Annotated in this window: 9 protein-coding genes; all 9 read left to right on the top strand. The window is 46.4% G+C overall.

The window, feature by feature from the left end; translation table 11 throughout:
* Nucleotides 1-54: 54 nt before the first annotated feature.
* Entirely contained in the window at nucleotides 55-1,374 is a 1,320-nt protein-coding gene (locus KOE27_RS06505; RefSeq protein ID WP_215238005.1) for a TolC family protein, read from the top strand.
* 71 nt (nucleotides 1,375-1,445) lie between these two features.
* Nucleotides 1,446-2,495 carry an efflux RND transporter periplasmic adaptor subunit gene (locus tag KOE27_RS06500; protein WP_215238004.1) on the top strand — a complete coding sequence of 350 codons (1,050 nt, stop codon included), beginning with the start codon at nucleotides 1,446-1,448 and terminating at the stop codon, nucleotides 2,493-2,495.
* Nucleotides 2,496-2,521: 26 nt separating this feature from the next.
* On the top strand, nucleotides 2,522-5,683 hold the full coding sequence (locus KOE27_RS06495; RefSeq protein ID WP_215238003.1) for an efflux RND transporter permease subunit: 3,162 nt from the start codon (nucleotides 2,522-2,524) through the stop codon (nucleotides 5,681-5,683).
* A gap of 134 nt (nucleotides 5,684-5,817) precedes the next feature.
* Nucleotides 5,818-6,729, top strand: a complete 912-nt coding sequence (locus KOE27_RS06490) for an ATP-grasp domain-containing protein (RefSeq protein WP_215238002.1) — start codon at nucleotides 5,818-5,820, stop codon at nucleotides 6,727-6,729.
* 49 nt (nucleotides 6,730-6,778) lie between these two features.
* The gene (cmoA, locus tag KOE27_RS06485; protein WP_215238001.1) at nucleotides 6,779-7,525 is read left to right on the top strand and encodes a carboxy-S-adenosyl-L-methionine synthase CmoA; all 747 of its coding nucleotides are present in this window, start codon (nucleotides 6,779-6,781) and stop codon (nucleotides 7,523-7,525) included.
* Nucleotides 7,522-8,250, top strand: coding sequence for a methyltransferase family protein (locus KOE27_RS06480; RefSeq protein WP_215238000.1), 729 nt, complete (start codon nucleotides 7,522-7,524; stop codon nucleotides 8,248-8,250). Before cmoA ends, KOE27_RS06480 begins: the two co-directional genes overlap by 4 nt.
* Nucleotides 8,251-8,267: 17 nt before the next feature.
* On the top strand, nucleotides 8,268-9,110 hold the full coding sequence (locus KOE27_RS06475) for a metallophosphoesterase family protein (RefSeq protein ID WP_215237999.1): 843 nt from the start codon (nucleotides 8,268-8,270) through the stop codon (nucleotides 9,108-9,110).
* Nucleotides 9,111-9,114: 4 nt separating this feature from the next.
* A complete protein-coding gene (locus tag KOE27_RS06470) occupies nucleotides 9,115-9,699 on the top strand; it encodes a hypothetical protein (RefSeq protein ID WP_229252665.1) in 585 nt (194 codons plus the stop codon).
* A 199-nt stretch (nucleotides 9,700-9,898) separates the two neighbouring features.
* Nucleotides 9,899-12,307 carry a GAF domain-containing protein gene (locus tag KOE27_RS06465; RefSeq protein WP_215237998.1) on the top strand — a complete coding sequence of 803 codons (2,409 nt, stop codon included), beginning with the start codon at nucleotides 9,899-9,901 and terminating at the stop codon, nucleotides 12,305-12,307.
* Nucleotides 12,308-12,374: the final 67 nt, after the last annotated feature.

Here is a 12,374-nt window from a genome sequence, read left to right as displayed (position 1 = left end):
CTAATTTAAACAAATATTTAAAATATTTATTTTATCCATTTTCTGTTAATTATTATGAAATTTTCATTTCATTGGGCAAGCCTGTTGATGGTATTGCTTTCAGGGACACTCCATGCCCAAGAGTACAATCTTGACCAGTTGGTGGAGCTGGCACTTAAAAATAGTTTCGAGATCCAGTCGGCGACACTGGATGAAAAAAAGACCAGTGCCAAAATAGACGAGGTGAAAGCCCGCCTGCTGCCCAGCTTTAACATATCTGGCGACTACAAGGGCTATTTTAAAATTCCCGGACAGGTAGTTCCGGCCAGTACTTTCGGGGGTCCGGAAGGATCCTATACGACACTGGCGCTGGGACTTCCCTATAATCTTTCCACATCTGCCCAGGTATCACAGACGCTCTTCAATCCATCCGTCCGTTTTGCACTGAAAGCCGCTAACCTGAGCCGAGACCTGACGGCGCTTAGTACTGTAAAAACAAAGGAAGACATTGCTTACAACGTTGCCTACGCCTACTATAACCTGGTTATGCTGAAACAGCAGATAGCATTTCTGGACACCAATCTTGTGTCTCAGGACCGGCTTTATAAGATATCCAACCTGCTCTATCAAAATCAGATGGCCCAGGGAATAGACAAAGACAGGATTTTGATCAATAAAACCGCTACGGAAACACAGCTCGCATCGGTACGAGATTCTTACAACCAGATTGCCAACCTGCTGAAACTCTATACGGGCCTGCCCCAATCCGACACCATACGTATAGTAGTAACAGTTAGCAATGACATGCTTAATCCCGGCAAAACAGTATACGAGCCGTTGAGAAGAACCGAAGTGAAATTACTGGAAAGGCAGAAAGACCTCAACGAACTCGACGGGCGCAATATCAAAGCCGGTTTTATACCCACCGTCAGCGCTTATGGAGTAGCCAACCTGGCATACTATGGCAAAGGCGGAGAAAATTCGGTATTAAAGGCAGTACCCGGATACTGGGCCGGTTTGCAGCTGAACTGGAATGTGTTTGATGGTTTTGCAAGAAAAGCTAAAGCGACGCAGAATAGAATTGATACTGAGAAGCTTAATGTCCAAATCAGACAACTAGAGGAAACCTTTCAGATGGAAGAGGCCAATGCCCAAAGCAAATTTACTGTTGAACAAAAAAATATCCGTTCCAAAAGCGATCAGGTACGGCTGGCAGAAAGGGTTTACAAACAAACACAGTTACAGTTTAAAGAAGGTACCGTTTCCCTGACCGACGTAATCCAGGCGGAGAATACTTTGAATGAAGCACAAACCAATTACCTGACCTCACTGGTGCAGCTTCTGCAGGCAGAGCTTGACTGGAAAAAAGCAACCGGTGCACTCCTCGAAAAATAATTTCATTGCATAAATCCGGAATCATTCCAGGTTCCGACCATACTCCTGTCACATACCAAACATTAACACCCATGAAACGCGCATTCATTTTCATTGCACTACTGGCTACGATAGGCCTAACTGCAGCCAAATTATTAAACAATAAAGAAAAAACGGAGGCCAAAGTATACCGCCCCGACCCCGACCAAAGGATAGGTGTAAAAACGGCCACAGTCGAAAAACGCAACCTTTCTCAGGAAAGCGGCTTCCTGGGCTCCTTCTCTCCCAACCGCCAGGCGCAGATCAGCCCGCTCGCAGGTGGACAACTGGTTCGGTTGCTTATTCAGGAAGGACAGTACGTACAGGCCGGACAGCTTGTTGCCAAGCTGGACGACGAACAGCTTCACTATCAGGTAGAAGCGCTGCAGGTTACGCTGGAAGGTTATCAGAATGACCTGAGACGTTATGAGGTACTCGTTAAAGGCGACGCCGTAGCCGCAGTGAATCTGGAGAGAACCGCGCTGAATATCCGGGCAACGCAGGCGCAGATCAAGCAATTGAACAAGCAGATTCAGAACACCAATGTTACCGCCCCTTTTTCCGGGATCATCACGGAGAAACTTGTTGAGAAAGGTTCAGTGGTTTCTATAGGTACTCCTATTGCGGAGATTACCGACATTGCCGTTCTGAAACTCGTGGTGGATGTACCCGAAAAATCAATCAATCACTTTCATCCAGGGCAGTCGATCGCGGTTAAAACAGACGTTTATCCGGATCATAACTTTGCAGGCAAGGTTTCACTGATCAGCTCAAAAGGGGATGCTGCCCACAACTATCCGGTAGAAATCATGGTGCAGAACTCCAAAAATAACCCGCTCCGCGCAGGCATGTACGGGTCTGTTACCAATTCCAACCAGGTGAAGGGCGAGGGGCTATCGGTGCCACGACAGGCCATTATAGGTTCAGCTAAAAATCCTCAGCTTTTTGTGATCGAAAATGGAAAAGCAATTCTTAAAGATGTGTCAGTGGGTACTACCAACAATGAGTACTACGAAATTACCAAAGGACTGAAGGAAGGAGACAAAGTGGTAACCAGCGGGCAGATCAACCTGCAGAACGGAACGGCTGTTCTTGCCCAGTAACTTATTCATTTTTAAAGAAATAAATTATGAATTTTATAGAAACCATCATCAAACGTCCTTCCATGATCATCGTACTCTTTGCAGTACTGATCATCGGTGGTTTGTTTTCCTACACCCAGCTGAGTTACGTATTGCTGCCCGAATTTTCGGTAGGAACCATCACGGTCACCACGGTGTATCCCGGGGCAGCTTCCTCAGAGGTGGAAACAGAAGTGACCAAGCGGATTGAAGACGCAGTGTCGGGCCTGGACAATATCGACAACGTGAAGTCCCAGTCTCACGAGGGGGCCTCAGTAGTTATTATCCAGTTCAAGCCTGGCACCGACATTGACCTGGCCATGGAGGATGCACAGCGCGATATCAACAACATGGTGAGCGACCTCCCGGAGGATGCCACCACACCTTCACTGACAAAAATATCTCCGAGCGATCAGCCGATCATGCAGTTACTGGCCACGTCCACCTTACCGACTGAAGTTTTTTACCAGCAGGTGGAGGATAAGTATTTACCCATTTTGCAACAAATACCCGGCGTTGCGGAAATCAACATGGTGGGTGGCGACAAGCGGGAAATCAGGGTCAACGTCAATGACGACAAACTTAATTATTATGGCCTGTCTATTCTTGACGTGACCATGGCCATCAATCAGGCTAATATGGATTTCCCGACCGGAAAAGTAAAAAACACCTCCGAAAACATGACGCTGCGGCTGGCTGGCAAATTCAGGTCAATGGACGATATCCGCGAACTGGTGGTTGCAACGCCAAAAACAGCAGGAGGTATCAGCGGGAGCCCGGTGCGGGTGAAAGATGTAGCCACGGTAACCGATGGTCTGAGCGAATCGGAAAGTATCAGCCGGTATAACGGAGAAAACGGGATCGGGTTATTCATCAAAAAACAGACGGACGCCAATGCCGTAGAGATCAGCAGGCTGGTCAAATTAAAATTAGAGACAATTGAAAAAGCCAACGCAAAGGACAAAGTTAATTTTGCCATTGCCTATGACAGCAGCATTTTCACCCTCGAATCCGTTGACGCCGTCACGCATGACCTGTTCATTGCCATTTTGCTGGTAGGAGCCGTCATGCTCTTGTTCCTGCATAGTTTCCGCAATGCTTTCATTGTGATGGTTTCGGTACCTGCGTCACTCATCTCGGCCTTCCTCTTCATGTATGTGATGGGATATACCCTCAATCTGATGACCTTGCTGGCCCTTTCGCTGGTGATCGGTATATTGGTGGATGACTCCATTGTAGTACTTGAAAACATTCAGCGACACCTCGAAATGGGTAAAAACCGCTGGCAGGCGACACTGGACGGCATGAGCGAAATCGGTTTTGCGGCTGTAGCCATTACGCTGGTAATTGTGGTAGTATTTGTTCCGATCACTTTCGTCAATTCAGTAATCGGTGATTTGCTCCGTCAGTTTTCATTAACAGTGGCCTTTGCAACGATGGTCAGTCTGGTGGCAAGCTTTACGCTTACGCCCTGGATGACCTCCCGGCTGGCAAAACTTGAACACCTTAACCCGAAAAATCCTTTCCAGGCATTTTTGTTGTGGTTTGAAAAGATGCTCAACAACCTCACCAAGTGGTACCATGGCAGCCTGGAATGGGTATTAACCCATAAACTTGCTTTTACAGGTATCCTGGCCGCCATCTTTGTTGCCACCGGATTTGTAATGAGCCTCGGCATTATAGGCCAGCAGTTTGTGGCACAGGGCGATCAGGGGAAATTTCTGCTTACCATGAAACTCGACAAGAGCGCCTCCCTTCAGCACAATAATTTAACAGCAAGAAGCATTGAAGACTATCTGCGCCGGAAGCCCGAGGTAAAAACGATCTTCGCAAACGTCGGCGGGGCAAGTACCGGCCTTAACAGTTCGGGACAAGGACAAACAAACCGCACAGAACTTACGGTAGAACTCCTCCCGGCGGAAAACCGGCCAAACCACCTGCCCACGGAGCAATATATGATTGCGTTGCGGAAAGAGCTGGAAAAGAAATTTGTGGCTATCGAATTCAACTCCGCTGTGGTGGGTATAGTAAATTCCGGCACCTCCCCCATCGAAATATTCCTGGCAGGCGACAATCTGGAAAAACTGCTGGAAGCGGCCCAGGACCTTGGGAACCGGATCAGCAAAACACCGGGTGCAAATGACGTGAACGTCAGTGTTGAAGCCGGAAATCCGGAAGTGGAAGTCAATATAGACCGGGAGAAAATGGCGAAACTCGGCCTCAGTATCCAGACCGTCGGCGCTACACTCCAGAATGCATTTGCAGGAAACGACGACTCCAAATTTCGTGACGGCAGCGAGGATTATGATATCCGCATCATGTTGGATGCTTTTGACCGGAAAGATCCTGAAGATGTGAAAAGTATCAACTTTTTCAGTCCTGCTGCCAACCGTTCCGTGCGTCTTTCGGAGTTTGCCGATGTAAGCCTGAGCACCGGTCCATCCATGCTGGAACGCAAGGACCGCCGCTCTTCGGTAACTGTTACAGCCAACACACTTGGAATCGGATCTGGCACTTTAACCGCTCAGATACAGGCAGATCTTGTTAAAAATCCGCTGCCCGATGGAATAGAAATCTCATGGGGCGGAGACGCAAAAAACCAGTCGGATGGCTTTGGATCGCTGGGTATCGCCATGCTCGCAGCCCTGATATTAGTTTACTTCATCATGGTGTTGCTTTACGACAGCTTTGTGTATCCGTTTGTGGTATTATTCTCAATACCAGTTGCTGTCATCGGCGCTTTGCTGGCACTGGCTTTGTCGTCATCGGATATTGGTATTTTCTCCATGCTGGGAATGCTCATGCTGATCGGGCTGGTTGTAAAAAATGCCATTCTTATTGTTGACTTTGCCAATCAGCAGAAAGCGCTGGGCATGCACTATCGCAAGGCTATTCTATATGCCGGTGAAGAACGGCTCCGCCCTATCCTGATGACAACCATTGCGATGGTGATAGGTATGATCCCTATTGCAACAGCTACTGGTGCGGGAGCAGAATGGAAAAACTCCCTTGCATGGGTCCTTATTGGCGGACTGTCCAGCTCTATGGTGCTGACGATCTACCTTGTGCCCATGGTATACTACCTGGTAGATAAATTGGGAGAGAAATGGCGCTCATTCCGTACCCGGCCCGCACAGGTACAGGAGGCCGTTGTGGTAGAAGAAATTTAAAGAATATCTCAGCTAAAAATTTATCTGAACGGATCAGAAGGGTCATGGTTTGATTTGAAACTGAGATGCATTCATATCAGTTTCAAATAAGCAGATTAACCTATCCCGTTCAGATAAACTTAGTACCGATTAACATGGAACATTTAGAAATACTGGCGGTGAGCCGCAATAAAAAATACTCTCCCAATCATATTGGGAACGACGAGGCGATATTCTCTTTGACGCTGGCAGAATTACAGAAAATGGGCTGCAAAATCCAGCTTTACGATGAGGACGAATTCCTTGCTCAGGAACAGAACGGATCTCAGCATATCATGACCATGGCCCGCCAGAAACAGGTCGTAAAAAAATTGCAGTCATTGGAATACCGTGGGGCAAAAGTTGTCAACTCGGGCTTTAGTATCGAAAATTCGTATCGGATCAACATGCACAAAGCACTGGAATATTACAATATTCCAGTGCCCCGTAGCCTGGTGGTCTCCACATTTTACAACGATGCCGGGGTTTTTGACGGTTTCCCGTTCCAGCAGTTCTGGGTGAAGAGGGGTGATTTCCACGCCATGCACCGGGAGGATGTAACATTTGTAAGTTCAAGGCAGGAAGGGCATGAGATCCTGCGGGAATATGGTTTGCGTGATATCCAGGAGGCGTTGGTTTCCGAACATCTGACCGGGGATCTCGTCAAGTTTTACGGTGTGCGCAGCTCGGGATTTTTTTACTGGTTTTATCCCTTCGAAAATAAACACCACAAATATACCGACTACGAGAATATCAACGGACAGGCTTCTCATTATGTATTTGATACTGAAAAACTGAAAGTAATAGCCAATGCAGCCGCAATAGCGGTGGGTGTGGAAGTTTACGGCGGCGATGCGATTGTGGACAAAGACGGCAATTTCAAAATCATTGACCTGAATGACTGGCCTAGCTTTGCCCCCTGCCGGGAAGAAGCCGCACCCTATATTGCCTCCGCTGTTTTCAACAGATTCACCGAAAACACAAGGGAACCTATCAGACATAAACTGCCCCAGAACAATGTCTGGTAATATCAGATAAGCAAGGGAACATCAACACCAATTATGATGATTAAAAACTATGAAAAGATCCAATAGTCAGGAGCAGGACGCTGTTTTCAGAGACGAGATCACCAAAGTTTCAGATTTTAAATTCGGAACCAGGGTTGTCAATGTTTTTGACGACATGGTGAACCGTTCTGTCCCCTACTACGGCGAAATCCAGCGCATGGTTGCGGAACTGGCTGCCGACCACGCATTGCCCGGCACAAGTATTTACGATCTGGGCTGTTCTACGGGCACAACCTTAATTGGCCTTAACGAGCTCGTTCCACAGGATATCCCCTTTATCGGTATTGATGAATCGGCAGAAATGATCAGCAAATGCGACATAAAACTGAAGGAAGCCGGTCTTACCCGTCCGTACGAGCTGCTCGTCGACGATCTCCATCAACAGCCCCGCATTCAAAATGCCTCCGTAGTAATACTTTGTCTGACACTCCAGTTTGTGCGCCCGCTGTACCGCAGCAAACTGCTCAAAAATATTTATGAAGGGTTAAACCAGGGAGGTGTATTGATACTCGTAGAAAAGGTACTGGCGGAAAACAGCGTTTTTAACCGGGACTTCATCAAATACTATTACGACTACAAACGCCGCCGGGATTACAGCGAGCTGGAGATATCACAGAAACGCGAGGCCCTGGAAAATGTTCTAATCCCTTACAAATTATCTGAAAATGTAGAACTCCTCCATGAATCCGGTTTTACCCACTGCGAAACGTTTTTCAAGTGGTACAATTTTTCAGGAATAATCGCTACCAAACAATGATCGCCATCGGAAACTTCTTCTTTCGTTACAGGAATAATTTATTCATCTTCCTATATCTGCTTCTTTTTGCTCCTTCACCTGCCCTGTTTACAGCTGCCGGGTGGGGAGAAAATTATTATTTAATCCCGATCATCCTCGGACTGCTGATCACCATTTCCGGAGAGGCCATCAGGGCAGCCACCATCGGGCTGGCCTATATCATCCGCGGTGGTCGCGATAAGAAAGTATATGCCGAAAAGCTGGTGACCGAGGGCATTTTCCGGCATGGCCGTAACCCGCTGTATGTGGGTAATATAATGATGCTGCTCGGAGCCGGAATACTTTCCAATTCGCTACTGTATGTTGGGCTGGTCATACCGTTTTTCTTGTTTATCTATCAGGCCATTGTGCTGGCAGAAGAGAATTTTCTTCGCAATAAATTTGGTGCTGAGTTTGATAATTACTGCCAGAAAGTGAACCGCTGGTGGTTCAGCTTCGATGGAATTTCAGATACCCTGGCCGGAATGCGGTTCAATTACAAAAGATGGATCCTGAAAGAGTACAATACCCTGCTGGTGTGGCTGGTGGGTATCACTGCCTTGCTGCTGTTCAAATATCCGGAATTAACATATAACGCGCCCAACCGAAACTGGCTATTTGGCGCCATAGTAATCCTGCTGGGGCTGGCCTACGGCTACGTCAGGTACCTCAAAAAATCGGGAAAAATGACCGAGATTTTATCGTAATTTTTTGATATAATGCTGTGAAAACGATTGTAAAATATCTGCTGTTGCACGTATTAAAGCACCCTGCTTTTGCGCGCAACAGTTTTTTTATCCTGGCCTTGTTTCTAGGGAGCTGCAACGCTTTTGAATTTAGCCCTAACCAGACCAGCGACCGGAACTCTCCCGTTAATCTCAACGAAAAGAACATTGCCAAACTAGGCCGGAATGCCGATGATACCGTGACCATCGCCTTCACCGGAGATTCCCAGCGATTTTATGCTCACATCGACCGTTTTGTAAAAAAGGCCAATACCCTGCCGGAAATAGATTTCATTTTACTGGCGGGAGACATTTCCGATTTTGGGCTTCTGCAGGAATTTGAGTGGGTTAACAGCCGCCTGGCAAAACTCAGCAAACCATACATCGGCGTAATCGGCAACCATGATCTGGTGGCCAATGGAGAAGTCGTTTTCGAGAAAATGTTCGGGCCACTGAATCTTTCATTTGTTTATGACAGCATCCGGTTTGTGACCCACAATACCAACAGCCTCGAGTACAAGTTCAGGAAGGTACCGGATATGAACTGGCTGGGCAATGCACTGAAACCTGCCGCCAACGTGAAACATATCGTCACGGTTTCGCACGTACCGCCCTTTAGCCCAGACGAATTCAACACTGACCTTGAAGGCCCTTACACCCGGCTTTTGAGCCAGACACCGAATTTGCTTGTATCACTTCACGGCCATGTGCATGAGCACAGAGATTTTTACCCCTATGATGACCATGTTCGTTACATCACCAGTTATGCGTACGAACAGGATGCTTTTGTCCTGCTGAAAATAGTGGATGGCAAGGTATTGAAGAGCATCATCGATTATTGAAACCATGAATGACAAATTTCTCCGGATAATCATCCTGTTTATCCTCTCAGGCTTATTACCGACAAAGGCACAGCCGCTCAAATGGCTAATCCCAGACTTTGCCACCGTCCAGTATGCGGGGAGTATTGGCTGGCTCAGCGTGGGAACCGGATATGACATCCTGAAAGACCGTGCCAGGCTTAGTGTACAGTACGGTTATGTACCAGAGCCAAAAGGCGGCCCCCTGCATATCTTATCAGGATCATTTGTTTACGAACCTTTCATTATAAAACCTTCTACAAAGATGAACATCAATGTACTGGATACGGGCATCCGCTTCAGCTACCAGTTTGGAGAAGACTTTCATTTCAGATGGCCGGGAAGATATCCGGAAGGTTATTACTGGTGGAAAACTGCCCTCAGAGCACACCTCATAACCGAAACTTCAATAACCTGGAAATCTCCTGAAAGCAATTTTATCAAAGCAACCACAGGCTATATAGAACTCAACTCAAATGATCTGTACCTGGTCAGTTATTTTTTAAATACGAAATCTTTGTCCCCGTCGGACATTATCAAAATAGGTGCGGGTATAAGATTCAAACTTTAAAGAATAATCGTCCTTTTTAAAGGAATTCTATCTCATTGTTTATTGTTCTCGATTATATAATTATTTTTCCTTATCGGCTCAGGCCGGAAACAAAAAATGAAGAGTTTACCCACGGCTATTTGTGAATTTTCCCGGATTAAATCCGGTAACCGCAGGATAATTCTTAACTTACACATCTGCGACCAGGACAATAAAAATAATGAAATCCATCATCATTGATGTCTCGAAAGACTCTCCACTGGCGGCGTTGACTATTGATGCTTCCATCTCTTTCAGGAAGTACGTCAGCCATCTTGAAAACAAAATACAACAGGAAACTTCTATCCGAAGGTCATTTTTTGAAATGGTTGTCAACCGGCTCAAAGCTGACCCTGCTTTTCTGGAAAGTGTTCCCCTGGGCAATATATCCAAATACGAGGAGCAGCTTGCCTTGGTATACGACATGCTTGTACCGCCCGTAACCGACGAAAAATCCGTTCTGTGGGCCATTAGTACCCCCATAAGCCCCATTATTCTTTACGGAACCGACGCTTTCTATAATCTGATGATTGAAAACTCCACCGGTGAAGTAAAATGCGGTATTATGAAGGAAAACTCCTTTTCTGTGACGGAAAAGGTACAGATGGTCTATGCATTTGTGCTGGAAAAACTCTATAATTTCCCTGCCATTCATTCCAATGATCTGATCATTACCCTAAAAGACGACGTATCCGGACTTCAGAAATTTTACAAGCTTAATATTGACAACAGCTTTACGACCGTTTCTCCCAAAGGCGAACTTCCTGAATTAAACCTTGAACTGCTTCGCAGAAGATTTCAGGCAAATGAGGATCTCAGTCTGATCACCGATCTGCTTCCGCTCTCTCTTTTCCGGTTTGAAGGGTTTTCAATCATCACACTGACCGACGTCACCTCGGAACATTCCGTTGAAAACATCAAAAATGTAATCCTGAACAGAAGTACATTTGACTCAAAGACATTTTTTAGTCAGGTAACCGAATCCCTGAAAGGGCTGGTTGAAAACCAGGCGATTGAGTTTGGGATGATGCCCATGCTGAAAGTCAACAACAAGCTGGTTTTCCAGCAGAGTACTTTCCTGAACAGCAAGCTCATCAGTGCAGCCGCCATCGGCGATCTGGCCGAAAAAACGTACCTGTCGATGGCGGAAAGCTATTTCAGTGATCCTAAGCTGATCTTCATGAGATCTTTTACGGAGGAGGATGAGAAATACGAATTTATCAGGATATTAAAAACGGATGGTATCCAATCCTACGGATTGTTGCCCGTTTACTTTGACAACCGGATAGTGGGTGTACTTGAGGTGTATACCTACCAGGCCAATCTGCTGGATGAAAAACTGATTTCCAGGCTGGATATGGCCCTTCCTTTGATCGCGCAGATACTTCATAACAGTATTGAGGAGTTTAATGCAGGCATAGAAAATGTGATCCGGGAAAAATTCACCTCCCTGCAGCCGGCCGTTCAATGGAAATTCAAGGACGCGGCCTGGCATTACCTGAGAGACAAAACCCTGTCGCCAAGCACGGCAACCATTGAAAGTATTAATTTCAAAAATGTGTATCCGCTTTATGGTGCAATAGATATCCGGAATTCCACGATAGAAAGAAATCTGGCCCTGAGGAATGACCTGCGTTTACAGTTCAACGTCCTGATCGAAACGTTTTCGGTGCTCAAAAAACAAATGGGTTTTGGCCTGGCGGACGAAATGGTTTTCAAATGCAAAAAATGGCTGGCCGAGATCGTGGATGAATCAAATGACAACGATGAAATGAAAATCCGGGATTTCCTGGAAACCGAAGTACATCCTTTCCTGATGCATTTCAGAGAAAACCGCGTGATACAGACGGTTCCCGCCTTGGCCGGAAGCGCTGCTGAAACTGAGATAGACCCCATTGCAGAGGCTATAGATAGTTATTTTGATATCATTGACGAACAAAACGGTGCTGCCTTTGCGCAACGGCGGGCACTGGAAATATCAATGCAAAAAATTAACTCCTCGGTGAATCTGTACCTGGACCTTTTCAAAAATGAGATCCAGCTGTCGTACCCAACGTACTTTGAAAAGTTCAGGACCGACGGGATTGAATATGATATTTATATTGGCCAGGCCATTGATCCCAACAAACCTTTCAGCCACCTTTATCTGAAAAATATCAGGCTATGGCAGCTTACTTCCATGGCCGCCATAGCGAGGATCACGCATTCGCTACTTCCGCAAATGGAAAAACACCTGCGTACCACGCAGCTCATTTTCATTAATTCGGGCAGTATAGACATCAGTTTCCGGGATGACGAACGCCGGTTTGATGTGGAAGGCGCATACAATATCCGTTATCAGATCATTAAAAAACGAATCGACAAGGTGCATGTGAAGGGTACCGGCGAACGCCTCACGCAGCCCGGGAAAATTGCGATGGTTTATTTCAATAATAAATCAGCTGAGGAATATGTGGATTACATCAGGTATCTGCAGGAACAGAATACTCTATTGGACGACCTGGAATACCTGGACCTGGAAGAACTGCAGGGCGTGAACGGTTTGAAAGCACTGAGAATCGGAGTTAACCTCGATTCGGAATGGAATTGAAATCCGTCGTCTGTTTTGAACCGAAAAGCGATCACTTTTCGGCACACAAGATATAATCTGCCCAGTA

The sequence above is a fragment of the Dyadobacter sp. CECT 9275 genome (assembly GCF_907164905.1).
Classification (GTDB): Bacteria; Bacteroidota; Bacteroidia; order Cytophagales; family Spirosomataceae; genus Dyadobacter; species Dyadobacter helix.
The sequence above is the reverse complement of the archived record's forward strand: the minus strand, read 5'-3'. Positions and strand labels throughout refer to the sequence as shown.